General features: G+C 40.6%; 27 protein-coding genes. 23 read left to right on the forward strand and 4 right to left on the reverse strand.

All coding sequences use genetic code 11. From position 1 onward, the window contains the following. The first annotated feature begins 52 nt into the window (after positions 1-52). Complete coding sequence (gene dld / locus AACQ49_RS07740) at positions 53-1,822, forward strand: D-lactate dehydrogenase (RefSeq protein ID WP_036905800.1); 1,770 nt, start codon at positions 53-55, stop codon at positions 1,820-1,822. 81 nt (positions 1,823-1,903) lie between these two features. Here the strand turns inward: dld and sbcB are convergent, their stop codons facing one another. After that, the gene (gene sbcB, locus AACQ49_RS07745) at positions 1,904-3,334 is read right to left on the reverse strand and encodes an exodeoxyribonuclease I (protein WP_161778968.1); all 1,431 of its coding nucleotides are present in this window, start codon (positions 3,332-3,334) and stop codon (positions 1,904-1,906) included. 419 nt (positions 3,335-3,753) lie between these two features. On the opposite strand from sbcB, the gene AACQ49_RS07750 reads away from it, so the two are divergent. Together AACQ49_RS07750 and tmaR are read left to right on the forward strand one after the other, a co-directional pair. Continuing rightward, entirely contained in the window at positions 3,754-5,016 is a 1,263-nt protein-coding gene (locus AACQ49_RS07750; protein WP_004251857.1) for an MFS transporter, read from the forward strand. Positions 5,017-5,276: 260 nt separating this feature from the next. After that, a complete protein-coding gene (tmaR, locus tag AACQ49_RS07755) occupies positions 5,277-5,615 on the forward strand; it encodes a PTS system regulator TmaR (RefSeq protein ID WP_004247073.1) in 339 nt (112 codons plus the stop codon). A 173-nt stretch (positions 5,616-5,788) separates the two neighbouring features. On the opposite strand, the gene rne is transcribed toward tmaR, so the two are convergent. Then, complete coding sequence (gene rne, locus AACQ49_RS07760) at positions 5,789-9,310, reverse strand: ribonuclease E (protein ID WP_161778969.1); 3,522 nt, start codon at positions 9,308-9,310, stop codon at positions 5,789-5,791. Between the two features lie 531 nt (positions 9,311-9,841). Between rne and rluC the strand changes: the two genes are divergently transcribed. Next, complete coding sequence (rluC, locus tag AACQ49_RS07765) at positions 9,842-10,795, forward strand: 23S rRNA pseudouridine(955/2504/2580) synthase RluC (RefSeq protein WP_161778970.1); 954 nt, start codon at positions 9,842-9,844, stop codon at positions 10,793-10,795. A gap of 106 nt (positions 10,796-10,901) precedes the next feature. Here rluC and AACQ49_RS07770 read toward each other — a convergent pair whose 3' ends face one another. Together AACQ49_RS07770 and AACQ49_RS07775 are read right to left on the reverse strand one after the other, a co-directional pair. After that, positions 10,902-11,279 (reverse strand): hypothetical protein, encoded by a 378-nt coding sequence (locus AACQ49_RS07770; RefSeq protein ID WP_223231955.1) that lies wholly within the window; start codon positions 11,277-11,279, stop codon positions 10,902-10,904. Between the two features lie 65 nt (positions 11,280-11,344). Further along, complete coding sequence (locus AACQ49_RS07775) at positions 11,345-11,944, reverse strand: Maf family protein (protein ID WP_004247078.1); 600 nt, start codon at positions 11,942-11,944, stop codon at positions 11,345-11,347. Between the two features lie 141 nt (positions 11,945-12,085). Between AACQ49_RS07775 and yceD the strand changes: the two genes are divergently transcribed. From yceD to ycfP, 19 genes are all read left to right on the forward strand, one after another. After that, positions 12,086-12,619 carry a 23S rRNA accumulation protein YceD gene (gene yceD / locus AACQ49_RS07780; RefSeq protein WP_004247079.1) on the forward strand — a complete coding sequence of 178 codons (534 nt, stop codon included), beginning with the start codon at positions 12,086-12,088 and terminating at the stop codon, positions 12,617-12,619. Between the two features lie 5 nt (positions 12,620-12,624). After that, on the forward strand, positions 12,625-12,795 hold the full coding sequence (gene rpmF / locus AACQ49_RS07785; protein WP_004247080.1) for a 50S ribosomal protein L32: 171 nt from the start codon (positions 12,625-12,627) through the stop codon (positions 12,793-12,795). A gap of 24 nt (positions 12,796-12,819) precedes the next feature. Next, positions 12,820-13,857: a phosphate acyltransferase PlsX gene (gene plsX, locus AACQ49_RS07790; RefSeq protein WP_012367762.1), complete on the forward strand. Its 1,038-nt coding sequence runs from the start codon at positions 12,820-12,822 to the stop codon at positions 13,855-13,857. Positions 13,858-13,861: 4 nt separating this feature from the next. Further along, a complete protein-coding gene (locus tag AACQ49_RS07795; protein WP_004247821.1) occupies positions 13,862-14,815 on the forward strand; it encodes a beta-ketoacyl-ACP synthase III in 954 nt (317 codons plus the stop codon). Positions 14,816-14,834: 19 nt separating this feature from the next. Continuing rightward, entirely contained in the window at positions 14,835-15,767 is a 933-nt protein-coding gene (fabD, locus tag AACQ49_RS07800) for an ACP S-malonyltransferase (protein ID WP_004247084.1), read from the forward strand. Positions 15,768-15,775: 8 nt separating this feature from the next. Next, the gene (fabG, locus tag AACQ49_RS07805) at positions 15,776-16,510 is read left to right on the forward strand and encodes a 3-oxoacyl-ACP reductase FabG (protein ID WP_004247085.1); all 735 of its coding nucleotides are present in this window, start codon (positions 15,776-15,778) and stop codon (positions 16,508-16,510) included. Between the two features lie 157 nt (positions 16,511-16,667). Next, a complete protein-coding gene (gene acpP, locus AACQ49_RS07810; protein WP_004247087.1) occupies positions 16,668-16,904 on the forward strand; it encodes an acyl carrier protein in 237 nt (78 codons plus the stop codon). A 74-nt stretch (positions 16,905-16,978) separates the two neighbouring features. Beyond that, positions 16,979-18,220: a beta-ketoacyl-ACP synthase II gene (fabF, locus tag AACQ49_RS07815; RefSeq protein WP_004247823.1), complete on the forward strand. Its 1,242-nt coding sequence runs from the start codon at positions 16,979-16,981 to the stop codon at positions 18,218-18,220. A gap of 144 nt (positions 18,221-18,364) precedes the next feature. Continuing rightward, positions 18,365-19,192 carry an aminodeoxychorismate lyase gene (gene pabC, locus AACQ49_RS07820; RefSeq protein ID WP_004247089.1) on the forward strand — a complete coding sequence of 276 codons (828 nt, stop codon included), beginning with the start codon at positions 18,365-18,367 and terminating at the stop codon, positions 19,190-19,192. A 17-nt stretch (positions 19,193-19,209) separates the two neighbouring features. Then, positions 19,210-20,232, forward strand: coding sequence for an endolytic transglycosylase MltG (mltG, locus tag AACQ49_RS07825; RefSeq protein WP_004247090.1), 1,023 nt, complete (start codon positions 19,210-19,212; stop codon positions 20,230-20,232). A 2-nt stretch (positions 20,233-20,234) separates the two neighbouring features. Then, a complete protein-coding gene (tmk, locus tag AACQ49_RS07830) occupies positions 20,235-20,879 on the forward strand; it encodes a dTMP kinase (protein WP_004247091.1) in 645 nt (214 codons plus the stop codon). Then, positions 20,876-21,862 (forward strand): DNA polymerase III subunit delta', encoded by a 987-nt coding sequence (gene holB / locus AACQ49_RS07835; protein ID WP_004247092.1) that lies wholly within the window; start codon positions 20,876-20,878, stop codon positions 21,860-21,862. Before tmk ends, holB begins: the two co-directional genes overlap by 4 nt. A gap of 67 nt (positions 21,863-21,929) precedes the next feature. Then, entirely contained in the window at positions 21,930-22,715 is a 786-nt protein-coding gene (locus AACQ49_RS07840) for a metal-dependent hydrolase (RefSeq protein ID WP_004247093.1), read from the forward strand. Positions 22,716-22,779: 64 nt separating this feature from the next. Then, positions 22,780-23,130 carry a purine nucleoside phosphoramidase gene (hinT, locus tag AACQ49_RS07845; protein WP_004247827.1) on the forward strand — a complete coding sequence of 117 codons (351 nt, stop codon included), beginning with the start codon at positions 22,780-22,782 and terminating at the stop codon, positions 23,128-23,130. A gap of 41 nt (positions 23,131-23,171) precedes the next feature. Continuing rightward, positions 23,172-23,573 carry a YcfL family protein gene (locus tag AACQ49_RS07850; protein ID WP_004247095.1) on the forward strand — a complete coding sequence of 134 codons (402 nt, stop codon included), beginning with the start codon at positions 23,172-23,174 and terminating at the stop codon, positions 23,571-23,573. A gap of 14 nt (positions 23,574-23,587) precedes the next feature. Beyond that, on the forward strand, positions 23,588-24,169 hold the full coding sequence (locus AACQ49_RS07855; RefSeq protein ID WP_004247096.1) for a penicillin-binding protein activator LpoB: 582 nt from the start codon (positions 23,588-23,590) through the stop codon (positions 24,167-24,169). After that, a complete protein-coding gene (locus tag AACQ49_RS07860) occupies positions 24,162-25,073 on the forward strand; it encodes a phosphotransferase (protein ID WP_046335331.1) in 912 nt (303 codons plus the stop codon). Before AACQ49_RS07855 ends, AACQ49_RS07860 begins: the two co-directional genes overlap by 8 nt. Positions 25,074-25,111: 38 nt before the next feature. Beyond that, entirely contained in the window at positions 25,112-26,131 is a 1,020-nt protein-coding gene (nagZ, locus tag AACQ49_RS07865; RefSeq protein WP_004247099.1) for a beta-N-acetylhexosaminidase, read from the forward strand. Further along, entirely contained in the window at positions 26,128-26,673 is a 546-nt protein-coding gene (gene ycfP / locus AACQ49_RS07870; RefSeq protein WP_004247100.1) for an alpha/beta hydrolase YcfP, read from the forward strand. The genes nagZ and ycfP overlap by 4 nt, the downstream gene beginning before the upstream one ends. Positions 26,674-26,706: the final 33 nt, after the last annotated feature.

A 26,706-nucleotide genomic window follows, 5' to 3' on the forward strand; every position in this document is an offset into this window, starting at 1 on the left:
TTAAATTGTGATAAAGAGAAAAATCAGACAAGACAGGAATAGGATAGGGACAATGAATGAGAGTAGCAGCTCCACAAACCAGCATTTTATTCGTAAGTTAGAAGGTATTGTCGGTAAAAAACATGTATTAACCCAAGAGCATAAAACAGAGCGATATCGTAAAGGGTTTCGTTCCGGACAGGGAAAAGCGCTGGCAGTGGTATTCCCCGGCTCTTTATTAGAACAGTGGCGTATTTTTAAAACCTGTGTTGAAGCCGATAAAATTATTATTATGCAAGCGGCAAATACGGGGTTAACAGAAGGTTCAACCCCCAGTGGTGATGACTATGATCGTGATATTGTTATCATCAGTACCTTGCGCCAAGATAAAATACAAGTTCTTTCTGAATATAACCAAGTTATTGCCTTTCCTGGCAGTACATTATGGCACTTAGAAAAAGTATTAAAGCCATTAGGAAGAGAGCCACATTCAGTGATAGGCTCTTCTTGTATTGGTGCTTCGGTAATTGGAGGCATTTGTAATAACTCAGGGGGTGCATTAGTGCGCCGCGGTCCTGCTTATACTGAGTTATCTCTTTACGCCCGTGTTAATGAACAAGGTGAAGCAGAGCTTATCAACCATTTGGGAATTGATTTAGGTGACACTCCGGAAGAGATATTAACCAATCTGGATAATCGACATTATCATGCGAAACAAATTCATGCGACGGATAAACTGGCATCTGATCATGAATATAGTGAGCGAGTACGTGATATTGATGCAGATACACCATCTCGATTTAATAATGACGAAAGACGTCTCTTTGAAGCGGCGGGAAGCGCCGGTAAGCTCTCTGTTTTTGCCGTAAGATTAGATACTTTCCCAGCAGATCATCGCACACAAGTTTTCTATATTGGGACCAATGATCCTGATGAGTTAGAAGATATCCGTCGCCATATTCTCAGTCAATTTAAGGTATTACCCGTTGCGGGTGAGTATATGCATCGAAGTTACTACAAGATGGCAGAAGTTTATGGCAAAGATACCTTTTTAATTATTGATAAGTTAGGTACAGATAAGATGCCAGCATTATTTGCTATTAAAGGGCGTGTTGATGCTGTTCTTAATAAAGTGCCATTTTTGCCTAAGAATCTAACTGATAGAACAATGCAATTGATGAGTAAGTTATGGCCTGCTCATTTACCTGCTCGTATGACAGAATATCGCGATAAATATGAGCACCATTTAATGCTAAGAATGGCGGATAGTGGTATAGAAGAAGCCTCAACTTATTTAAAAGAATATTTTAAACATGCCACGGGGGATTATTTCGAATGTACAGAAGAAGAAGGTAATAAAGCCTTTTTACATCGTTTTGCCGCCGCGGGTGCTGCGGTGCGTTATCATGCCGTTCATATTAACGATGTGGAAGATGTGCTACCTTTGGATATTGCATTGCGTCGTAATGATCGAGATTGGTTTGAAAAACTGCCTCCTGAAATAGAAAACCAATTGCTCTATAAATTGTACTGTGGTCACTTTATGTGTCACGTTATGCATCAAGATTATATTATTAAAAAAGGTGTTGACGCTAAGGCGCTTAAAGCACAGATGTTAGCCTTACTAGACAAACGTGGTGCGGAATATCCAGCAGAGCATAATGTAGGGCATCTCTATTATGCAAAACCGCAATTAAAAGCGTTTTATAAACATAACGATCCGACAAATAGCATGAACCCAGGCATTGGTAAAACCTCCAAATTAAAATATTGGGGAGAAGAGTGTGGTTGCGGGCATAATCATCATCAAGCTGAAGTTAATCATATAGAAAACAAAGAATAAGTTTTTTATTCTATGACAGCTAAACATAATAAAGGCAGGGAAACCTGCCTTTTGCGTAATTTAATTGCTTATCTGATGTTATTAACTCGCAATTTCTTGAGCATATAAATATAGTTCTTGCAGTTGTTTTAGCTTTTCTTCGTTATCGCTATGTTCTTCTGCTAACAGCTGAATGGTATTGATATATTCAGTCAGCTTTTCTGGCGTTAATTGCTCTTTTCTATGCGCTAACCAACGTTGTTGTTCATCATAAGTTAATGTGGCTGGGAAGTTTCTCGCACGGTAACGGAAAAACAGCGGCTCCATACGTGGATCTTCAAAAGTTAAATTAAGTGCTGGTAAGTTTTGTGGCTGTGTTGAGCGAATAATTTCCATCGCGCTACGATCATTATCGCTAAAAAAGCCATTGTATAATTGAGCATCAACATCATCTGCAGGGGTAAATGGTGTTTGTTGAGCAAAAATCTCGACAACTTTATTGCGGATCTCAGGATTAGACAGCAATATTGCTTGGTTATTTAAACAATTATCAATATCTAATCCAATTCTATCGGCATCTTGAGATCTGAGGGTATTTTTAGGTGCAACGATAGGGCATTTATTAATATGCAGTAATTTTATCGGAACTGGTGGCTCATCGGCAGATAACTCACTGCGAGGAGTATATAAGCGCTCACGCAATTGCTCTGAAGTGAGGGTTAATAAAGGGGAAATATCCGCAGCTAAATCACAAACAATCACCGCATTACGATTATCTGGATGCCAAGCTAAAGGAGCTACAAGGCTTAAATTAGAACGCGCTGCACCAAACATACCAGAGACATGCACAAGCGGCGTCATGGTTGGGATATCTATCAGTGCTTGTACTTTACGTTTATCACGTAAATTAAAGAAATAATCAAACATACGAGGTTGCGCTTGTTTGAGTTTTTTTGCCATCGCAATAGTTGCATAAACGTCTGACATGGCATCATGCGCATTTTCGTGGGAGATCCCATTTGCTTTAGTTAATAGCTCAAGGCGAAAACTCGGAAAACCATCATCATTCTCAGGCCAATTAATTCCCTCAGGACGCAATGCATAACATGCACGTAAAACATCAAGTAAATCCCAACGTGAATTTCCTTTTTGCCAACTATAGGAATAGGGATCATAAAAATTACGGTATAAGATATTTCTGGTGACTTCATCATCAAAGCGTAAATTGTTATAACCCATAATACAACTGTTAGGCTGGCTAAAGGCTTGATGAATTTGGCGAGTAAATTCAGCTTCTGATACACCATGCTTTAGTGCTATTTGTGGTGTGATCCCCGTTATCATGACGGCTTCTGGCTGAGGTAAGTAATCATCATTCGGTTTGCAATAAATGACCAGAGGATCTTCAATGATATTAAAATCCATATCTGTTCTGACACCGGCAAATTGCGCAGGGCGATCCATCGCAGGATGCGTACCAAAGGTCTCGTAGTCATGGATATAGAAAGTGGGGGTATTAGCTGAATTTGACAAGGTTTCCTACCGTAATTTATCTGCTTAATTAATTGATTTTTAAATGAGTTTTAAAGCATTAAACCTTGCACTATTGAGTTGCATCGGGTTTAAACAATGGATATAACGACAAAGTTTGATTGATGATAGTGTCACAAATATCAAATTGTTAACAATGCTTAACTGCGATAAAAGGTATGGTAAACCATATTGACTAAAACGTGAAATATCTAATGAATAAGAAATAAAAGGAGCATAGCGTTGAGTATAGGGAGAACCTCGTTTAATGGGGATATACAAATAGCGATCTATCGCACATAACTTATATGTTAACGTTAACTTTAGTGCGTTAAATCACATAATGGTAAATATTTTCTACGTTATAAATGGAGTTAACGTTAACATTCTGGTCGCAAAATGACTTTATAAGGCGCTTAACAATGAATAAAGATGCTAAAAAATACTATGTGATCTTAAGTGCGTTGCTATTTTTCTTCTTTTTTACATGGTCTTCATCGTTTTCATTAATCTCTATTTGGTTACATCAATATGTTGGACTTAAAGCAACAGATACTGGTTTGATATTCTCGGCTATATCATTGATTGCTTTATGTGCCCAGCCACTCTATGGCTTTATTCAAGATAAACTGGGTTTACGCAAAAATTTACTGCTGGTTATAGCGGTATTGCTTATTTTATCGGGGCCTTTTTTTCTTAGCTTTGCGGCAATATTGCGCTGGAATATTTTTATTGGCTCTATTCTCGGAGGGCTCTATGTAGGAATGACTTTTAATGCCGGGATCGGCGTTTTAGAATCTTATACTGAGCGTGTTAGCCGTATTCGTGGTTTTGAGTATGGCAGGGCGAGGATGTGGGGCTCTTTGGGATGGGCATCGGCAACCTTTATTGCTGGGCATAATATCAATATCGATCCTAACTATAACTTTTTTATGGCATCGATAGCGGGGGTGATCTTCTTAATTCTGTTGGCGTTACTAAAAACAGATAAACCAGATGCTTTTAATCAATTAGAGCATGGTAAACCTTCTGCACTCACCATCAATGATGCATTAAACTTACTGTCATTACCGCGCTTTTGGGCATTAATATTATTTGTGGTCGGAACCTGTATTTATAGCGTCTACGATCAACAGTTCCCGGTTTTCTTCTCTTCACAATTTGCATCATTACAGCAAGGTAATGAGATGTACGGGTATCTTAATTCCTTACAGGTTTTCTTAGAAGCGGGAGGAATGTTTGTTGCGCCTTTCTTAGTGAACAAAATAGGGGCGAAAAACGGTTTATTATTGGCGAGTAGTGTGATGGCTGCGCGTATTATTGGTTCTGGATTAGTTGAAGGGCCGATAATGATCTCTTGTATGAAGTTATTACATGCAGTTGAGCTTCCTATCCTGTTAATTTCTATTTTTAAATATAACAGCCAACATTTTGATAAGCGTTTATCTTCTACATTGTATTTAGTCGGTTTCCAATGTGTCAGTTCCATTGTGGCAACATTGTTATCCCCATTAGCGGGTTATGGCTATGATCATTACGGTTTTGCCCCTACGTATATGGTGATGGGATGTATGGTAGTCGGTACTACGTTACTTTCTGCTGTGTTGTTACGTGCTGACTCGAAAGCATTACCACAACATGATATGACTGATCTCGATAGTAACAATAAAGCTCAACCGATTTAAGCGGGTAGGCATTAGCTATTACAGCGCTGCTAGATAATTTTTATGGCTACCATTCGTGAGTGGTAGCTTTTTTTATCGATTTTATTTAGGTTTACGAATATCGGCTGATTGACTATATTGAATAGAGCGTATCATTCTAATCTACTGTTTATTAAGCCAAATCAATTAAATTTATAAACTTTACTTGTTTATTGACACGATTAAGCGATAATCTTAAACAGTACTATTTTTCTTAAATATCAATTGTAAAGGTGTAGGAAATGGATAACGCAAGCAAGCCGTCTTTCCAAAACGTACTGGAGTTTGTGCGTATGTATCGTCGTAAAAACAAAATCCGTCGTGAGATCACTGACAATGAGAAAAAGATCCGTGATAACCAAAAACGTGTTCTTTTATTAGACAACTTAAGTGAATACATTAAGCCTGGTATGTCAATTGAAGATGTACTCGGTATTATCGCTAATATGCGTAGTGACTATGAAGATCGTGTAGATGATTACATCATAAAAAATGCAGATCTCTCTAAAGAGCGTCGTGAATTGTCAAAACAATTAAAAGCGATGGGTGAAATTAAAAATATTCCTAATATTAAAAATTAATTATATTAGCTGGCAAATTCAAAGGCCTCTGAATGGTTGTTCAGAGGCCTTTTTTTTCGTTTTTTCATCATAGTTATGGTCACACAAGCCATAAAACAAAAGAGCCTGCTAATTAACAGGCTCTTGGATTAACAACGGATATTTTATCGCGTTATATTATTGCTTCTTTTCTCTTATGACTCACTATGCGTTGACGCTTTAGTCATTTCAGATGAAGCATGATTAGTTGAACAATGACCACCTGCACCGCTACGGCCTTGTTTATCAAAGGCTGGACGTGCCTCCCATGCTTTGATTTCAATTGCTACAGGCGCATCTGTAGATGCCGGAGCTTTCGTCATTGGCGAGCTGGCATGTAACTGGCGTACTGTTGGCTCTTGACGAATAACGGTCACTTTAGCTGGCTGCTTAACTTCAACCGATACGACTTCGGTTTCCGTTTTAGTTTCAGCAACAGGCTCGGTCACTTCAGGCTGTGTTTCTACAGGTGTAGATTGAGAAGCAGTTTGCTCTACATGCTGCTCAGCCGCACATTCAGTTGATGCTTGGGTTGTTGCTGGCATCTCAGGTACAGGCGCTTGCGTTGTCATGTCACTATGGGTGTCTTCACTAGCGGTTTCATGATCAGCATTAGCTATGACTTTATTATGAGCGGTTTCTGTTTTCTCTTCGGCAACATCTGCTTGCTCAGTCACTTCATGTAGATAAGCTTCCGTTGTATTTAATACCGCAGAGATATTCTCTTTACGAGTAACATGCTCTTGGGTATTAACGTCAGCAATAACGTTGTTAACAGCGTTTTCTTCTACATGATCGGCAGTTGACTCATTAACATCAGCAGTCGTTTCTTGCGGTGCAATCGCGACAATTTCAGCTACAGCTTCAGTGGTTGATTCAGTACTAACTGTGACCGAATAAGTCGCTTCAGTTGCTTCAGTATTTGCTGTTTGAGCCTGAGCAACATCTGCAGCAATGGTTTCTGATACTTCTGGTGCAATAGCAACCATTTGTGGATCTTTATGTGTAATGAAGTTTTTAGCCACTGTATTGTCAGTGCTATTTTCAACATTATTCTCAACAAATGGTGCATCACTAATTGGTGTGACAGGGTAATGAATACATACTTTACCTGACGCAAGCTCTGGAGAAGCTACGGCCATCGTTAGCGGCATAGGGGAGACTAATGTACGTTCATCACGATAACGGCGACGACGTTGCCCACTAACACGTAAATGACGAGGTGAACGGCGAGAGCGACGTGGCATCACATTTTCTTGTTGGCCCGCATTATCTTCTTTTTTCACTTCTTCTTGTGCTTTTACAGTATCAGTTAACGCATTAGCAGAAACTTGTTCTTGCTCATCTTTAACCGTCGCTACTGGTTTCGCAACTTGCTGTTTTTCTGATGATGGTAATTGACTAACCACTGTCGCTGGTGGCTCAGAAACCGGTGAGTCGCTCACAGCAACATCAATAGCAGGTGTTGCGACAGCATCAGTAACACGAACAGATTGCGTTAATTGACGGCGAGCACGACGAGGCATAACAGGGCGACGAGGTTCTTCTTTCTTCTCAGCCTGTTTTGCTACATTGTCATTTTCCGCTGTATTTTGTGCGGCTTTCGCAGCTTCTTGTTGTTGCTGACGTTTTTCTTCCTGACGACGACGTTGTTCTGCACGTTGTTCACGGCGTTGTTGACGACGGGCTTCACGTTCAGCGATTTCTTGCTCATTACTGACTTCAGTATTGGCATTTTGCGCTTTCTGATTACGGTTCTTACGATTTTCTTCGCTCGTTACGTTATCGCGATTGCGCTCGTGGTCACGATTGCGATCATTATCGCGTTCACGGCGGTTATTATTGCGACGATTGTTATTATTTCGGCGCTCACGACGGTTTTCATTATTCTCTTTTTTGCTTTCTTGCGGTTTTTCTTCAACGACAGGCTCTGGCTGACTCGCAAATAAGTTAGAGAAGAATTTTGCAATAGCACTAAAGAATCCACCACTCTCTGTTGTTTCGCTTTTCTTCACCTGTTTAGCTGGAGTTGGTGCAGATTTTTTCTTATTGGTGGTGTCAGCGCTATTATCTTGTAATGCAAAAGCGGATATCGCCGGTTGCTCTGGCGCTTTACGCTCAGGTACGGCTTCATCTTCTGCTTCATTTAACTGAGTTTCGTGATATTGCGCTAAATTGTAGCTTAATGAAGAGATCTCTTCGCCCTTGCGCACACGAATAACTGAGAAATGCGGTGTTTGCATTTGATCATTAGGAACAATCACTACTTTGACATTGGCTTGGCGCAACTCAATATCGGTGACTGCCTTACGTTTTTCATTGAGCAAGTAAGAGGCAATTTGTACGGGCACAATAGCGTGTACTTCATGAGTATTTTCTTTTAATGCTTCTTCTTCGATAAGACGCAATACAGAAAGAGAAAGTGACTCATTATCACGGATAGTCCCTGTGCCTAAACAACGCGGACAAACATGATGGCTTGATTCACCTAATGAAGGACTTAAACGCTGACGTGACATCTCTAATAAGCCGAAACGCGAAATGCGACCTATTTGAATACGTGCGCGATCTTGGCGCACAGCCTCACGCATTCTATTTTCCACTTCACGCTGATGACGAACAGGGGTCATATCGATAAAGTCGATAACAATCAAACCACCAAGGTCACGTAGACGGAGTTGGCGCGCAATTTCATCAGCAGCTTCTAAGTTAGTGTTAAAGGCTGTCTCTTCAATATCGCCACCTCGTGTTGAACGAGATGAGTTAATATCGATAGCGGTTAATGCTTCTGTTGTATCAATAACCAGAGCGCCACCCGAAGGTAAACGGACTTCACGTTGGAAGGCTGATTCAATTTGAGATTCAATTTGGTAGTGACTAAATAGTGGTACAGCCCCTGTGTAGTGGCGAATTTTGCTAGCAAAGTCACCACGACCAATGGCTTCAATATGGCTACGAGCCATTTCAACTACTTTAGCGTTATCAATTAAGATCTCACCAATATCTGGTCGTAAATAATCACGGAAAGCACGTACAATCACGTTACTTTCTTGGTGGATCAGAAAAGGAGCAGGGCGACTTTCCGCTGCTTTTTTGATAGCATCCCAATGTCTTAAACGGTAGCTTAAATCTTGTTGTAATGCTTCTGCGGATTTACCCACACCTGCAGTACGAACAATTAACCCCATTCCATCAGGAATATCAAGGCTAGATAACGCTTCCTTTAATTCAGTGCGATCTTCCCCTTCAATACGACGAGAAATACCGCCAGCACGAGGATTATTTGGCATTAATACCAAATAGCTACCTGCAAGGCTAATAAAGGTGGTTAAAGCCGCACCTTTATTTCCACGCTCTTCTTTATCTACCTGTACGATTACCTCTTGACCTTCTTTTAAAACATCTTTGATGTTAGGACGACCATGTGAGTGATAATTACTAGGGAAATATTCGCGGGCAATTTCTTTGATAGGAAGGAAACCGTGGCGTTCCGCACCATAATCAACAAAAGCGGCTTCTAGACTGGGTTCAATTCGGGTGATTTTACCTTTATAGATATTGGCTTTTTTTTGCTCATGTCCGGGGCTTTCGATATCCAGATCATACAAACGTTGCCCATCAACAAGGGCAACACGCAACTCTTCCTGTTGAGTCGCGTTAATTAACATTCTTTTCATATTGTGACTTACTCGTTATTTTCACGTTTTATAATGTGCCACTGACATACGTAATTACACTATTGATAACCGATGACCTCGTGTCTTTTACAAAGGCGTCAACCTCACGGTTGTCGATTGTATAGAGGTGCAATTTGTCGGTGAGTCTGATTTTCAGTTCTAAAATTCAGCACTCTTTAATTGAGACGTAATGTGCCAACTCAATAAGTGATGTATTTATGGCATACTAAATTGTTTGATATTCGACTATGTCTTACGCCATTGCTGCATTTGAATATCAAACAAACAAAATTTCATAAATATACCTGATAAACTTAATCAGGAGAGTCTGCATTATTCCATTGGTGTTGGGGTTATAGCAAGATGACTTTTCCGCTTTGGTGACTTTTTCTGTATAAATATGAGAGATTAGTTAATGTTTCGTCTTTTTCCCATTAATCAGGTTAAAATAGGCACCCAATTTGATGTTATTTTGTGCACCAATAATTTGTTTGTCATTTTTTATTTTAAGAGAGCTAAAAAATCGCCACTATGAAATCATTTAATCAAGTTCAGTTCGTCACCATTGATGGCGATGAAGCAGGCCAGCGTATTGATAATTTTTTACTGGCACGCTTAAAAGGTGTACCGAAAAGTATGATTTACCGAATTATCCGCAAAGGTGAAGTTCGGGTTAATAAAGGGCGCATTAAGCCTGAATATAAATTAGCTGCAGGGGATAGCATTCGTATTCCTCCTGTCCGGGTAGCAGAAAAAGAAGAACATACGGTATCGCCTAAGTTAGAAAAAGTATCAGCACTTGCTGAGTGTATTTTATATGAAGATGAACATGTGATGCTGATTAATAAGCCATCAGGGACGGCAGTACATGGTGGTAGCGGACTCAGTTTTGGTGTGATTGAAGGTTTAAGGGCATTGCGTCCAGAGGCGAGATTTCTAGAATTAGTGCATCGCCTTGATAGGGATACCTCTGGGGTATTATTGATTGCTAAAAAGCGCTCAGCCCTGCGTTCACTACACGAACAGCTAAGATTAAAACAGATGCAAAAAGATTATTTAGCCTTAGTACGTGGTCAATGGCAATCTCATACAAAAGTAGTACAAGCCCCGTTATTGAAAAATATCCTACAAAGTGGTGAGCGGGTGGTTAAAGTAAGTAGTGAAGGTAAACCATCAGAAACACGCTTTAAGGTAGAAGAGCGCTTTGAATTTGCGACCTTAGTTAAAGCAAGTCCTGTCACGGGACGAACTCATCAAATTCGTGTCCATACATTACATGCCGGCCATCCTATTGCTTTTGATGATCGCTATGGTGATCGTGATTTTGATACACAATTAGCTTCAACCAAGCTTAATCGTCTCTTTTTACATGCGAGTTCATTAACCTTTATTCATCCCTCAACAGGGGAAAAAATGCGTATTGAAGCGCCGATGGATAAAACGTTACGTTACTGTTTACAAGTATTACGCAATCAAAAATCTTAATACTACTGTTTTCAAACTAGCAAAGTGGGAGAAAATTTTTTCCCACTTTGTTTGCAAATGATTTACCGTTGTCGTCCTAGAAAATAGGATCAGTATCCAGCCAAGGTTATTTGGTGATGGTTGATATACATTGCTCAACAATTTTATCGATATTCCACTCTTTCGGTAGCGATTTAGAGCCGTCTTTTCTCATTTCCATATCAACACGAATAAATTCGGTCATACCATAATCTTTGATGATGTTGTCGTAAGTACAGCTACAAACTTCGGTAATTTGTGGTATTAGTGCATCATCAGTCACACCAGAACCGAGTATGCAACTACTAATAAAGTTCTTTTTAAATGAAGATGCACTTTCATCTTCTTTTTTTGGATCAGTATTTTGGGCAACATTACTACTGTTGTCTGCTTTTACGGCTGAATTGTCAGGTGCTTTCTCATCAGAGCAACCTACTACCGATGCCGTAAGGATTAAAGCTGCCAAAATTGATGCTAATTTATTCATAATACGCTTTATCGCTAAATAAGATTAAAATAAGACAATCACGACTATTCCTGATTATCTGTGGAAAGTAATGGGTTAATTCTTTGTGAGAGTAACATTTTATTCAATCGGATAAGTGGTAATCCGATTAAAGAATTTGGGTCATCACCGCTTAATTTATCGAACAGAGTAATTCCTAACCCCTCAGACTTGAAACTTCCTGCGCAATAAAACGGTGTTTCTTTATTTAAATAGCCGATAATTTCATCATCGGTTAAATGCCGAAAGTGAACTTGAAATAATTCACAATGACTTTCATAGGCTAATGTTGAGCTATTATATAAAGTTAATCCAGTATAAAATGATACACATTGACCGGATGCTTGTTTTAATTGTGCAAAAGCGTTTTCAAAATTAAGGGGCTTACCCGTAATTTTTTTATTGAGTACACAAACCTGATCTGAACCAATAATTAAGTGATTTGGGTATTGTACCTCTAAAGCTCGCGCTTTTTCATAGGATAAACGAGTGACTAACGCTTGTGCACACTCTGTGGGCAAAGGGGTTTCGTCAATGTTTGGGGAGGCCTGTATAAAGGGCATTCCAAGCTTTTTCAGAAGCTGAGCTCGGAAGGGCGAAGTCGACGCAAGAACCAGTGGCAACATATTTTTTATAAAATCCGTAGCAAAATGATGCCCGACATTCTAAACTATGCGCCGCTGATAAAGCGAATTTTGGTGGAAAGGTGTAGATAACCCGCCTTTTTCTTTGACTATATTCCATTACAAAGATAATATGCGCGCCTTATGCAAAAGGTAAAATTACCCCTGACCATTGATGCGCTGCGAGCAGCACAGAAGAATTTAGACTATGACGGTCAATATTCCTCTGAGCAAGTTAGCCGCTTAGCTGAATCGGTGGTCAGTGTGGACAGTAATATTGATGTGGCTTTATCATTTGATATTGACCATCAACGTTTGGCAGTCATCAAGGGGCATTCCGATGTGGATGTCACTTTAGAGTGTCAGCGTTGCGGGGGCCATTTTCCCTATCATGTTCACACAACATATTGTTTTAGCCCTGTTGTTAGTGATGAACGGGCTGAAGCATTACCGGAAGAATATGAGCCAATCGACGTAGACGATTTTGGTGAAATAGATTTGCTGGCGATGATTGAAGATGAAATAATCCTCAACTTGCCGGTGGTTCCGGTACATGATTTTGAACACTGTGAAGTGTCCGACGCGGAACAAGTGTTCGGTGAACTCCCTGAAGAATTATCAGAGAAGCCGAATCCATTTGCCGTATTAGCCAGTTTAAAGAAAAGTACTAAGGAGTAAGGTCAATGGCCGTACAACAAAACAAACCAACTCGTTCTAAACGTGGTATGCGTCGTTCTCATGACGCACTGACAGCAACTCATGTTTCTGTTGACAAAACTTCTGGTGAAACTCACCTGCGTCACCATGTAACTGCTGACGGTTACTACCGTGGCCGCAAGGTTATCAACAAGTAATTAGCTTTATAGCTCGTTGATACTTTGACAAATCTAACCATAGCGTTAGATGCGATGGGCGGGGACTTCGGTCCTCGTATCACAGTGCCTGCATGTTTGCGGGCGCTGGCATCTAATCCTCATTTAAAAATATTGCTGGTGGGTCAACCAGACTCTATCTCTCCTCTGCTTGCAAATCAAAATGCTGAGCTAATCTCCCGTTTACATGTTATACCGGCTGAACATATTGTCGCCAATGATGCCAAACCTTCACATGCTATTAGAGCAAGTAAAGGCACATCAATGCGCGTGGCACTCGATCTGGTGAAAACAGGGGAAGCACAGGCATGTGTAAGTGCAGGTAACACCGGTGTGTTGATGGGGTTAGCAAAACTTCGGCTAAAAGCGATTGATGGAATAGAACGTCCTGCATTGGTTTCTGTGTTACCTAATCAGAAAAAAAGCAAGACCGTCGTTCTTGATTTAGGCGCGAACGTTAACTGTGATAGCCAAATGTTAGTTCAATTTGCTGTTATGGGTGCCGTGATGGCAGAAGAAATTGCAGGTATACATTCACCTAAAGTGGCACTTTTAAATATTGGTGAAGAAGAGAGTAAGGGATTAGATAATATCCGCGAAGCCGCCACCGTTCTTAAGGCGACACCAAATATAAACTATATTGGTTATGTGGAAGGTAACGAGTTACTGACCGGCAAAACAGATGTGTTGGTGTGTGACGGCTTCGCAGGTAATGTTTCCCTTAAAACAATGGAAGGGGTGATTAGAGTCTTCCTTTCATTGATTAAATCTTCTACTGGTGACAATAAAAAAACGTCGTGGTGGATGAAATTATTGAAGAAATGGTTACAAAAACGCCTAAATAAGCGTTTTGGCCATATGAACCCCGACCAGTATAACGGTGCTTCTCTGTTAGGATTACGCGGTATCGTCATTAAAAGCCATGGTGGCGCAAATGAAAACGCGTTTACAGCAGCAATAGAACAGGCTGTTCAGGCCATTGAGCGACAAATTCCAGAACGAATTGCCTCACGTCTGAATACAGTATTACCCAAGAGTGATTGATAGTATGTATACAAAAATCTTAGGTACTGGTAGTTACTTGCCTGTACAAGTGCGAACTAATGCCGATTTAGAAAAAATGGTTGATACATCAGACGAGTGGATTGTCACCAGAACAGGTATTCATGAACGTCGTATCGCAACAGAAGAAGAAACTGTTGCCAAAATGGGTGCGAGTGCCGCTGAGAATGCATTAGAAATGGCTGATATTGATAGACAAGAAATTGGCTTAATTATCGTTGCCACAACATCAGGCTCTCATGCGTTTCCGAGTGCGGCATGTCAAATTCAACACGCCCTCGGTATTGCTGATTGTATCGCGTTTGATGTTGCAGCCGCGTGCTCAGGATTCGTTTACGCGTTAAGTATCGCTGATCAATTTATTAAGGCTGGCACGGTGAAACAAGCTTTAGTGATTGGTGCTGATCGCTTATCACATGCGTTAGATCCTAACGATCGCGGTACAATTATTCTTTTCGGTGATGCTGCTGGTGCCGTCGTTGTCGGTGCTTCTGAAGAGTCAGGTATTATTTCTACACATTTACATTCTGATGGGCGTTTTGGTGAGCTGTTAGCTCTGCCTTATCAGGATAGAGAAAATCAAGACTTACCTGCTTATGTCACCATGGCAGGGAATGAAGTCTTTAAAGTCGCAGTTCGTGAACTTGCCCACATTGTGGATGAAACATTAGAAGCGAATCATATTGATAAATCGGAACTCGACTGGCTTGTGCCTCATCAAGCAAATTTAAGAATTATTTCAGCAACAGCCAAAAAGCTGGATATGACAATGGATAAAGTCGTGGTGACATTAGATCGCCACGGTAATACGTCAGCAGCATCCGTTCCTACAGCATTAGATGAAGCTGTAAGAGACAATCGCATTCAACGTGGGCAGTTAATTCTGTTAGAAGCGTTTGGTGGCGGCTTTACTTGGGGCTCTGCACTTATCCGTTTTTAATATTATCAGGAAAATAAACATGACTGATTTTGCAATGGTTTTCCCTGGACAGGGATCACAAGCGATTGGAATGCTTGCAGAACTTGCCGAGCATTATCCAATAGTGACAGAAACATTTGCTCAAGCATCTGATGTATTGGGTTATTCTCTTTGGGATTTAGTGCAAAATGGTCCTGAAGAAGAGTTAAACAAAACATGGAAAACACAGCCGGCATTATTAGCAGCATCCGTTGCTATTTGGCGTGTATGGCAAGAAAAGCAAGGCAAAATGCCACAAATGATGGCAGGTCACAGTCTTGGTGAGTATTCTGCTTTAGTCTGTGCTGGCGTAATTGATTTTGCTGCGGCGATTAAACTAGTAGAATTGCGCGGTCAATTAATGCAAGAGGCTGTACCTGCAGGTACTGGCGCCATGTATGCAATTATCGGATTAGATAATGATGCTATTGCAAAAGCTTGTGAAGATGCGGCTCAAGGACAAGTTGTCTCACCTGTGAACTTTAACTCACCCGGTCAAGTGGTGATTGCGGGTAATAAAGAAGCCGTAGAGCGTGCAGGGGCATTATGTAAAGAAGCTGGAGCAAAACGTGCGTTACCTTTAGCGGTAAGTGTGCCTTCTCACTGTGCTTTAATGAAGCCTGCTGCAGATAAGTTAGCTGTTGCATTACAAGAAATTGAATTTAAACAACCTGAAATTCAAGTTGTTAATAATGTTGATGTGAAAACACAAACCGATGCTAATGCTATTCGAGATGCATTAGTTCGTCAGCTTTATAACCCAGTCCGCTGGACTGAAACGGTTGAATTTATTGCTGGCAAGGGCATCACACAATTATTAGAAATAGGACCCGGTAAAGTATTAACTGGTTTAACGAAACGTATTTCTAAAGAGATGAACGCTGCGGCAGTTAATGATATTGCATCATTAGACGCTGCATTAGGAAATGACTGAGGGATCTCATGGGATTTGACGGAAAAATAGCGCTAGTTACTGGTGCAAGCCGTGGTATTGGCCGTGCGATTGCAGAAAAGCTAATAGCATGTGGTGCTACCGTAATTGGTACAGCAACGAGTGAAAACGGTGCTAAAGCGATCAGCGAATATTTAGGCAATAAAGGTAAAGGTTTTGTGTTAAACGTCACAGAAACTGACTCTATTGAGAAATTTTTAGCTGATGTGCGCGCGGAATTTGGCGAAATTGATATTTTGGTCAATAATGCAGGTATTACTCGTGATAACCTGTTGATGCGCATGAAAGATGATGAGTGGCAAGATATCATTGACACTAATCTTTCATCAGTCTTCCGTCTGTCTAAAGCAGTTATGCGTGCTATGATGAAAAAACGTTATGGTCGCATAATTACTATTGGTTCAGTAGTTGGAACCATGGGTAATGCTGGACAGGCAAACTACGCGGCAGCAAAAGCGGGTGTGATTGGTTTTAGTAAATCATTAGCACGCGAAGTTGCTTCCCGTGGCATTACGGTAAATGTTGTTGCTCCTGGCTTTATCGAAACTGATATGACCAGAGCGTTAACAGAAGACCAAAGAGCCGGTATTTTATCTCAAGTGCCAGCTAACCGTTTAGGTGATGCCAAAGAGATTGCCAGTGCTGTAGCTTTCTTAGCTTCTGATGAAGCAGGCTATATCACGGGTGAAACATTGCATGTCAATGGCGGCATGTACATGGTCTAATTACGGGGACGTCTTTATATTTGCTTTTTGCGTACAATATAATGCAAAATATAGCGAATAAAGTAGTCCACACAGTCGGGATTGGTTAGATCTTTTCCTGTATTTATAAACTAAGAAAATCATCGCGCAAGCGAGTTTTGATAGGAAATTTAATAGTATGAGCACTATCGACGAACGCGTTAAGAAAATCATTGTTGAACAACTGGGTGTTAAAGAGGAAGAAGTTGTGAATTCAGCTTCATTTGTTGATGACTTAGGCGCTGATTCTCTTGACACAGTTGAGCTGGTAATGGCTCTGGAAGAAGAATTCGATATCGAAATCCCAGACGAAGAAGCAGAAAAAATTACTACAGTTCAAGCTGCTATTGATTACGTTGAAAACGCAGGTAAATAAGCTTGCTAATCTAGGCGGTCACTCGACCGCCTATATTCTTAATCCTAAACTTTTTCCCTCCTTGGAGGATAAGCGTGTCTAAGCGTCGTGTAGTTGTGACCGGACTAGGCATGTTATCTCCTGTCGGTAATAACGCAGAAGCTTCTTGGAAAGCTGTGTGTGCCGGACAGAGTGGTATCGGCCTTATCGAAGAATTTGACACCAGTCATCATGCGACTAAATTCGCAGGATTGGTAAAAGATTTCAATCATGAAGATTACAATCTTTCGCGTAAAGATGCGCGCAAGATGGATCTCTTTATTCAATATGGTATTGCAGCAGGTGTTCAAGCCATTGCGGATTCAGGTCTTGAAGTAACAGAAGCCAATGCAAGTCGTATCGGAGCTGCTATTGGTTCTGGTATTGGTGGCTTAGGCCTTATCGAGGAAAATCATTCATCATTAATCAATGGTGGCCCTCGTAAAATTAGCCCATTCTTTGTTCCTTCAACCATCATTAATATGGTTGCTGGCCATTTAAGCATTATTTATGGCTTACGTGGACCGACCATTTCTATCGCAACTGCATGTACATCAGGTGTGCATAATATCGGGCATGCCGCTCGTATTATCGCTTATGGTGATGCTGATGTGATGTTAGCGGGCGGCGCTGAAAAAGCAACAACACCATTAGGTGTTGGTGGTTTTGGTGCAGTACGTGCATTATCAACACGTAATGATGATCCTCAAGCGGCAAGTCGCCCATGGGATAAAGATCGTGATGGTTTCGTGTTAGGTGATGGTGCAGGTGTGTTAGTCCTCGAAGAGTATGAACACGCTAAAGCACGTGGCGCTAAAATTTATGCAGAAGTTGTTGGTTTTGGTATGAGTAGTGATGCTTACCATATGACCTCTCCTGCAGAAAATGGCGCCGGTGGTGCACTTGCAATGGAAAACGCATTGAAAGATGCGGGTATTACTGCTGCTGATGTCGGTTATATCAATGCGCATGGTACTTCTACTAATGCGGGTGATATTGCAGAAGCGCAAGCTGTTGAAACGGTATTTGGCAAAGGGACTGATGTATTAGTTAGCTCAACAAAATCGATGACGGGTCACTTATTAGGTGCTGCCGGGGCGATTGAGTCTATCTTTACTATTTTGTCTTTACGTGACCAAATTGTACCGCCAACAATCAATCTTGATAATCAAGATGAACATTGTCACCTTGATTTCGTACCACACAAAGCGCGTAAAGTTGAGAATATGGACTATGCACTATGTAACTCATTTGGCTTTGGTGGTACCAACGGTTCGATTCTCTTTAAGCGTGTGTAAACCGCTTATTCGCGTATTGAATTAGTCTAAAGACCCAGACGTCATGCTGGGTCTTTTATTTTATCTATAGCTTTGTCCTTTTACATTAACTTGTTTATCATGTACAAAAAATATCAATAACATAGATTATAAATAAGGTGTTTGATGTATTGGGTAAATGGACAACAGCAACAAAGCATCAATGTGAGTGATCGCGCGGTACAATTTGGTGATGGCTGTTTTACAACACTTGCCGTTGAACAAGGTAAACCTATTCTATTATCTGCTCACCTTAAGCGTTTACAACGCGGTTGTGATGCACTGTTTTTACCCTCACCAGACTGGCAATGGTTAGCCAGCCATCTTCTACAAATAGCGTCCACAATCACTGAAAAAAGTGTTATTAAGGTGATTATTAGCCGCGGAAGCGGTGGGCGAGGCTATTCATCGAAAGGCTTTGACACACCCACAGTGATCACATCCTGCTCAACTTACCCGTTTTATTATCATAACTTACAAAAGCAAGGGGTTTCTTTAGCCATTAGCCCAGTGAGATTGGGACAAAATAGTTTATTAGCCGGTATCAAGCATCTTAATCGCTTAGAGCAAGTGCTGATTAAACACCATTTAGAAACAACCCCATTTGATGACATGTTAGTGTGTGACAATGAAGGATATTTAGTTGAAGCGAATGCCGCAAACCTTTTCTGGCGTAAAGGAAATCAATTATTTACCCCGGATATTAGCCTTTCGGGTGTGAATGGGATCATGCGCCAGCAGGTATTAGATTTTGCGCAACAATTGGACTGGGATATTCACATTGTGCGAGAAAAACCGCAAACGCTCTATCAAGCAGATGAAATTTGGTTAACCAATGCACTGATGCCCATTATTCCCGTAAAACAGATCTATTTTTCAGATGATAAGCACTATCAATATCGCGATAGAGACGCTTACCATGTTGTTTTACAACACTGTTTGTCACTGACTTAACGTTTGATGAGTTATAAATGAAGATAAAAAAATTAGTTTGGATAGCCTTTTTTGCATTATTGATTAGCGCTGGCGCAGCCACATTATATATTATGCAAAGCCTTCGTGGGTTAGAGAACAATGTTGTGGTAAAGCAAGATGAAATGCTGCTTACTGTTCCGGCAGGAACAGGGCGTATTGCGATGGAACAATTGCTTATTAAGAATAATCTTCTTAAACAAGGAGATTATTTTCAAATTTTATTAAAAGTAAAACCAGAACTCAGTCAATTTAAAGCAGGGACTTATCGTTTAACAAAAGGCATGACACTGCGAGATGTTTTGCTGTTAATAAAAAGTGGCAAAGAGGCGCAGTTTACGATTCGATTTATCGAGGGTAGCCGTTTAAGTGATTGGCAAGCTATTTTTGATAAAGCCCCTGAGTTAAAGATTGTCGCAAATGGTATGGAAAGCGATAAGTTACGCCAAGAGATAGGAATGAAGCCTGAAATTACCCATCTTGAGGGTTGGTTTGCTCCTGATACTTACCATTACACCGCAGGCACGACGGATATTGCCATTTTAAAACGTGCTTATCAGCAAATGGAAAAAACATTAGAAGAAGAGTGGCTAAAACGCGATAGTGATTTACCCTATAAATCTGCCTATGAAATGTTGATTATGGCATCGATTATTGAAAAAGAGACTGGCATTGATGCAGAAAGAACCAAAGTGGCCTCAGTGTTTGTTAATCGTTTAAAACGTAATATGCGCTTACAAACTGATCCCACTGTGATTTATGGGTTAGGTGATAAATATCGCGGTACGATTTATCGCAGTGATCTTAATGGCTATACGCCTTACAATACCTACCAAATTGATGGGCTACCGCCAACACCGATTGCTATGCCAAGTGTTGCTTCCATTAAAGCCGCAGCACATCCTGCGGATACGCGTTATCTCTATTTTGTCGCAGATGGCACTGGGGGACATAAGTTTTCTACAACGTTGGCGGAGCATAATAAAGCCGTCGCACAATACCGACGCTTACAACAAAGATAATTATGAAAAACAGCAAATTTATTGTTATTGAAGGATTAGAAGGGGCTGGCAAAACCAGTGCTATTCAAACGGTTGTTGATACATTAAAACAACAAGGGATCACCGATTTGGCCTTTACGCGCGAGCCGGGGGGAACTCCGCTTGCAGAAAAATTACGGGAATTGATTAAACAAGGTATTGAAGGCGAAAAAGTTACCGATAAAGCTGAATTGCTAATGTTATATGCTGCACGTGTGCAACTGGTTGAAAATGTGATAAAACCAGCTTTAGCCCAAGGTAAGTGGGTGATAGGGGATAGACATGATCTCTCTTCACAAGCATATCAAGGTGGTGGTCGAGGAATTGACAAAGCCCTGATGAAGTCACTACGTGATACGGTATTAGCAGATTTTAAACCTGATCTTACCCTTTATCTTGATTTAGATCCGGCCGTTGGTCTAGCCAGAGCACGAGCAAGAGGTGAATTGGACAGAATAGAAAAAGAGTCTATGGACTTTTTTTACCGCACTCGTGAACGTTATCAAGCATTAGCAAAAGAAGACGCCTCGATTATTACCATTGATGCATCACAAGATATTGATAAAGTACAAGCGGATATTCGCGATGTACTCAATCAGTGGCTGACTCAGGAAAATAGCGCATTATGAATTGGTATCCTTGGTTAAATCAGGCATATCGACAACTGGTAAGTATGTACCAAGAAGGGCGTGGTCATCATGCGATTTTGTTGCATGCATCTCAAGGAATGGGGGCTGATGCACTTTCTTATGGATTAAGTCGTTGGTTAATGTGTCAGAATAAGCAGGGTTCAAAAAGCTGTAATGAGTGTCATAGTTGCCGTTTGATGTTGGCAGAAACACATCCAGATTGGCATATCTTGCAAAATGAAAAGGGAAAGTCATCAATAGGGATCGAAGCGGTTAGAAAAGTCACCGAAAAGCTTGAGCACCATGCACAACAAGGTGGCTCACGAGTGGTATGGATAAAAGAGGTTGAGGCATTAACAGAAGCGGCAGCCAATGCGTTATTAAAGACCTTAGAAGAGCCACCAGTTAATTGCTATTTTTTATTGAATTGTCAACAACCTGAAATATTGCTAGCAACACTACGTAGTCGCTGTTTCTATTACCATTTAGCACCGCCTGAGATGAATTATGCGATACATTGGCTACAACAACAGCTACCTAATATGGCTTATGCCGATGGTGTCACAGCATTAAACCTATCTCAAGGTGCGCCCGTTTTAGCGTTATCATTACTAAAACAAGAATGGCAAGAAAGGGAAGCCTTCTGCCAAGCGTTATATGTTAGCTTACAACAACAAAATTTATATGGGTTGTTAGCTCAGTTCAATCAAGATAATGCTGAACGTAAGATCTATTGGTTATTATCATTACTGTTGGATGCTTTAAAACGACAAACTCATGCTGAAGTGTATTGTGTCAACCAAGATAAGCAGCCATTAATTATGGCGTTATCACAGTTGCCTTCTGCAATGTTGTTAGCGGTGAGCGAAAGTTGGAAACAGTGTCGCCATCAATTAGTTACCATTCCAGCAATCAATAAAGAGCTATTGTTGGCAGAACAGTTACTTGATTGGGAAGCCCAGCTAGTTGCTCTAGGGAAATAATTTCCCTTTCCATTTAGCAGACAAGTAAAAGAAATAATATAAAGTTATATAACGATGAGAGTACATTATGTTTTTAGTTGATTCACACTGCCATCTTGACAGCTTAGATTATGAAAAACTGCACAAAAATATTGATGATGTTGTAGAAAAAGCACAACAGCGTGATGTCAAATATATGTTAGCAGTCGCAACAACATTACCTGGCTTTAAAAATATGCGCGAACTGATCGGCAAGCGTGATAATGTGGCTTTTTCTTGTGGGATTCACCCATTAAACCTTGATGAGGGACACGATGTCGCTGAGCTTGCGCGCCTTGCAGCTGAGGCCGATGTTGTTGCATTAGGCGAAACAGGTTTAGACTACTATTATCAACAAGAAAATGCGTCACTTCAGCGTGAAATTTTCCGTGAACATATTCGCATTGGGCGCCAAGTTAATAAACCTGTTATTGTACATACGCGTAGCGCTCGTGAAGATACGCTAACTATTTTAAAAGAAGAAAAGGTTCAAGACTGTGGCGGTGTATTGCACTGTTTTACGGAAGATAAAGAAACAGCAATGGCGCTACTTGATCTTGGTATGTACATCTCTTTTTCAGGCATTGTGACATTTAGAAATGCCGAGCAAATTAGAGAAGCTGCACGTATCGTACCACTTGATCGTATTCTGGTTGAAACGGACTCACCATATTTAGCGCCAGTGCCTCATCGTGGTAAAGAGAACCAACCCGCTTATGTACGTGATGTTGCTGAGTATATGGCCGTATTAAAAGGGGTGAGCATAGAAGAGCTTGCTCAGCAAACCACCCGTAATTTTGCAACACTTTTTCAAATACCAAACCTCGCAGACTAAGTTGTTCAATAGAAATATTGGCGAGTGATGGCTAGGAATTAAAATAAATAATAAGGTGATAAAAATGGCAGAAGAGACAATTTTTAGTAAAATTATTCGTGGTGAAATTCCTGCAGATATCGTTTTTCAAGATGATACTGTCACTGCATTTCGTGATATTTCACCCCAAGCGCCTACTCATATTTTAATTATCCCCAATAAACTTATTCCAACGGTAAACGATGTTACTGCACAAGATGAACAAGTTTTAGGTCATCTATTTGTTGTGGCAGCTAAAATTGCTCAGCAAGAAGGTATTGCAGAAGAGGGATATCGTTTAGTAATGAATTGCAATAAACATGGTGGGCAAGAAGTTTTCCATATTCATATGCATCTTTTAGGTGGAAAACCATTAGGGCCATTATTAAGCAAATAATCTAATGTGATAATAGATCATCATGGCAACAAGGTAGCAGCATGATAAAACAAGCTAAAAGGGTTTATTCATTACTTATAGTATTGTTGATGACAACGTTATTGGCTGGATGTTTTGCGTCTCATTCAGACAATAAACTCTATTTTAATCGTCAACAATCTATTGTGATGGAGCCGTCGGTTTTAGCTGTAGGTATTGTGGCAGGCAAACCATTATTAACGCGTTATGAACAGGGGAGTCGCGCCACGGTGACGTTATCGAATACGCGATCTTATCCTGTCTCTATTCGTTATCGTTTTTATTGGTATAACGAGCAAGGACTGGAAATTTCGCCGGCAGGCCGCGTAAATGATGTAATGATTTTGGGCGATGGTGATACTGAGATCAGTGCTGATATACCCAATAAAACAGTAAGTTATGTCAGAGTCTATCTCTTTACTTAGGATAAGGTAGTCATATGAAAAAAATGCTATTTGTGGTGGCAGCGGTATTTTTACTGGCAGGTTGTCCATCGATGTTACCACAACAACCCCCAGCACCTGTAGAGCCTGTTACTCCCACAGAGCCAACAGAGCCACCTAAACCTATCGAGCCCCCCATAGAGGTTGTACCAACACCGCCAAAAATAACCAGTATTAATTGGAACGCGGCCATTCAGCCATTAATTAGAGAGATGTCTGTCACTGATGATTTAGCAACTGGCAAATTATTAGTGGTTGATAATGTAAAAAATAATTCGGGCGGAAACATCCAAGCTGTTAATGCTACTAACACAATTATCGACTCGGTAAATAGTATTAGTGCATTACAAACAGTTCCTTATGCACAAATGATGTCAGCAAGAAAAGCATTAGGACTATCCGGTGAAGATAGCTTAGGATTGCGCAGTGCGGCAATTGGTTTAGCGCGTTATTTGCAAGCAGACTATATTTTGTTTTCTACTGTCGATGGTAAGAAAGATAATCGTGTGATCAGCATGCAATTAATGTCGGTTGCGAGCGGAGAAATACTCTGGAGCGGGCGCCATAAGGTTGAGTAAGTCTTATCAACAACAGTTATTGAGCCTATTGCGGGAATGGTTTCCCGCAATACCCTTATCACAGTGGCAAATAACCGCCTTAGCGGGATTAGGGGGCGGTACTTTTCGTTTGCAAACTAATGGGATAGATTGGGTTGCTCGTTATTATGGCACTGAAAAAACGGCACTTTTTGTCAGGGCTAAAAAAGAGTCTTCGATTTTAAAACAGTTATTAAATACTCAGCTTGCACCAAATATTATTAAACGCCATGGTGCATGGTTTTTTTTCCAGTGGCTAGAGGGTGAGCATCTTACTCATCAGCAGTTATTTGGCTCCCATCTCAAATCATTAGCTCATCAAATTGCTAAGTTACATCAGCAAAAACCTTTTGGGCTTCCTCTTGATTTGTGGCATGAACTTTCAGTCTATTGGTATCATATTGACAGAAAACGATTATCACCAAAGTGGTTACGTTTACATCACGATTTTTTACGTCAACCTCGACGTACACTCATAAAATACGCGCCAGCTCACATGGATCTTCATCCTGAGAATATTCTTCTGAGCGATTCAGGTATAAAATTTATTGATTGGGAATATGCCGCTGATATTGATACGGCAGATTCATTAATGACATTTTTTGCCGCAAATCAGTTAAACAGCGCACAACAAACAGCATTTTTACATGAGTATTGTGCATATCATCACTATACTGAATTAAATAATGATCAGCAAAATAGGCAGCACCCACAACAGCAGTCGTTTTATTCGGTTAACGTATTAAAGCAGCGTATTTTATCAAGAGAACCCTTTATCTTGTATATGATGCTGATGTGGTATGAGGTTCGTTGGCAACAAACCAAAGATAACGCGTTTTTGGCTATGTCTGAACCTTTACGTCGCTATTTTAGTCTGATGAATTGAAAAGATTTTATTATTGCAATAACAAAGAGAGGAATGTTATGGGTCCTGTAATGCTTGATGTTGAAGGATATGAGCTCGATAACGAGGAGCGTGAAATTTTAAAGCATCCCCTTGTTGGTGGTTTGATCCTCTTTACCCGCAACTTCCACGACGCTGAGCAGTTAAATGAATTAGTGCGCCAAATCCGTGATGCTTCCCATGAGCGTTTAGTGATTGCCGTTGACCAAGAAGGAGGGCGAGTACAGCGATTTCGTGATGGTTTTACTCGCTTACCTGCCGCGCAATCTTATGCTGCGCTTAATGAGCGCTATCAAGCTAGTCGCTTAGCACAAGAGGCCGGTTGGTTAATGGCATCAGAAATGATCGCAATGGATATTGATATTAGCTTTGCTCCAGTCCTAGATCTTGGTCATGACTGTATTGCTATCGGTGAGCGCTCTTTCCATGAGTGTCCAGAAATTGCTATGGATATGGCGGAAAGCTTTATTAAAGGAATGCGCTCTGCAGGTATGAAATCAACAGGTAAGCATTTTCCTGGTCATGGTGCAGTCAGAGCCGATTCCCATAAAGAAACGCCACGTGATGAGCGCTCTTTAAACGATATTCGTCAACGTGATATGGCTATCTTTAAAGATTTTATCCAACGTCAATTATTAGATGCCATTATGCCAGCTCATGTTATTTATTCTCAGATTGATGAGCGTCCAGCAAGTGGCTCTCCTTATTGGTTGAAATCAATTTTACGTGAACAACTCGGTTTCCAAGGCGTTATTTTCTCTGATGATTTATCTATGGAAGGCGCCGCTATTATGGGAAGTTATGCGCAGAGAGCACAACGTTCATTAGATGCAGGTTGTGATATGCTTTTAGTGTGTAATAACCGTAAAGGGGCGGTAAGTGTGTTAGATAACCTGTCCTTTGTCAAAGCAGAACGCATTTCGGCGTTGTACCATCACCGAGGTCGTTACACATTAAGTGAACTGCAAGCATCTGATCGTTGGAAAAAAGCGAATCAAATGCTGACCCAATTACAGGAGCAATGGCAGGAGCGCGCATGATTATATATTTACATGGCTTTGATTCCACCAGTCCGGGAAATCATGAGAAGGTATTACAGCTACAGTTTATTGATCCTGATGTCCGTTTTCTCAGTTACAGTACGTTGCATCCACGTCACGATATGCAACATCTACTCAAAGAGACGGATAAACTGATTAAATCGACAAAACAGCCGGTGCTGATTTGTGGTGTAGGATTAGGTGGCTACTGGGCAGAGCGTATCGGTTTTTTATCTAATATTCGCCAAGTAATGATTAACCCCAATCTTTTTCCATATGAAAATATGACTGATAAGATTGATAGACCTGAAGAGTATTTAGATATTGCCACTAAGTGTATTCAAGATTTTCGCTCTAAAAATAGAGACAATGCATTAGTGATTTTATCCCGTCATGATGAGATTTTAGATAACCAGCGTTCTGCTGATGAGTTATCACCTTATTATTCGATTATTTGGGATGAAACGCAGACACATAAGTTCAAAAGCTTGTCAGAACATCTTTTTAAAATTAAAGCATTTAATAGCAAAATCCCCGCTTAAAATTGGCTTATGTAAGATGGACAGAGTGCATTT

The organism is Proteus sp. G2675, from assembly GCF_963886535.1.
Taxonomy (GTDB): Bacteria; Pseudomonadota; Gammaproteobacteria; order Enterobacterales; family Enterobacteriaceae; genus Proteus; species Proteus mirabilis.

Excerpts from the sequence above, each read along its gene's own strand:
- yceD (WP_004247079.1), top strand. The coding sequence starts at position 12,086 with ATGCAAAAGGTAAAATTACCCCTGACCATTGATGCGCTGCGAGCAGCA.
- rne (WP_161778969.1), bottom strand. The coding sequence starts at position 9,310 with ATGAAAAGAATGTTAATTAACGCGACTCAACAGGAAGAGTTGCGTGTT.
- tmk (WP_004247091.1), top strand. The coding sequence starts at position 20,235 with ATGAAAAACAGCAAATTTATTGTTATTGAAGGATTAGAAGGGGCTGGC.
- AACQ49_RS07855 (WP_004247096.1), top strand. The coding sequence starts at position 23,588 with ATGAAAAAAATGCTATTTGTGGTGGCAGCGGTATTTTTACTGGCAGGT.
- pabC (WP_004247089.1), top strand. The coding sequence starts at position 18,365 with ATGTATTGGGTAAATGGACAACAGCAACAAAGCATCAATGTGAGTGAT.
- AACQ49_RS07840 (WP_004247093.1), top strand. The coding sequence starts at position 21,930 with ATGTTTTTAGTTGATTCACACTGCCATCTTGACAGCTTAGATTATGAA.
- hinT (WP_004247827.1), top strand. The coding sequence starts at position 22,780 with ATGGCAGAAGAGACAATTTTTAGTAAAATTATTCGTGGTGAAATTCCT.
- rluC (WP_161778970.1), top strand. The coding sequence starts at position 9,842 with ATGAAATCATTTAATCAAGTTCAGTTCGTCACCATTGATGGCGATGAA.
- AACQ49_RS07750 (WP_004251857.1), top strand. The coding sequence starts at position 3,754 with ATGAATAAAGATGCTAAAAAATACTATGTGATCTTAAGTGCGTTGCTA.
- nagZ (WP_004247099.1), top strand. The coding sequence starts at position 25,112 with ATGGGTCCTGTAATGCTTGATGTTGAAGGATATGAGCTCGATAACGAG.
- mltG (WP_004247090.1), top strand. The coding sequence starts at position 19,210 with ATGAAGATAAAAAAATTAGTTTGGATAGCCTTTTTTGCATTATTGATT.
- acpP (WP_004247087.1), top strand. The coding sequence starts at position 16,668 with ATGAGCACTATCGACGAACGCGTTAAGAAAATCATTGTTGAACAACTG.
- AACQ49_RS07775 (WP_004247078.1), bottom strand. The coding sequence starts at position 11,944 with ATGTTGCCACTGGTTCTTGCGTCGACTTCGCCCTTCCGAGCTCAGCTT.
- fabD (WP_004247084.1), top strand. The coding sequence starts at position 14,835 with ATGACTGATTTTGCAATGGTTTTCCCTGGACAGGGATCACAAGCGATT.
- rpmF (WP_004247080.1), top strand. The coding sequence starts at position 12,625 with ATGGCCGTACAACAAAACAAACCAACTCGTTCTAAACGTGGTATGCGT.
- holB (WP_004247092.1), top strand. The coding sequence starts at position 20,876 with ATGAATTGGTATCCTTGGTTAAATCAGGCATATCGACAACTGGTAAGT.
- AACQ49_RS07795 (WP_004247821.1), top strand. The coding sequence starts at position 13,862 with ATGTATACAAAAATCTTAGGTACTGGTAGTTACTTGCCTGTACAAGTG.
- dld (WP_036905800.1), top strand. The coding sequence starts at position 53 with ATGAATGAGAGTAGCAGCTCCACAAACCAGCATTTTATTCGTAAGTTA.
- AACQ49_RS07850 (WP_004247095.1), top strand. The coding sequence starts at position 23,172 with ATGATAAAACAAGCTAAAAGGGTTTATTCATTACTTATAGTATTGTTG.
- tmaR (WP_004247073.1), top strand. The coding sequence starts at position 5,277 with ATGGATAACGCAAGCAAGCCGTCTTTCCAAAACGTACTGGAGTTTGTG.
- ycfP (WP_004247100.1), top strand. The coding sequence starts at position 26,128 with ATGATTATATATTTACATGGCTTTGATTCCACCAGTCCGGGAAATCAT.
- fabG (WP_004247085.1), top strand. The coding sequence starts at position 15,776 with ATGGGATTTGACGGAAAAATAGCGCTAGTTACTGGTGCAAGCCGTGGT.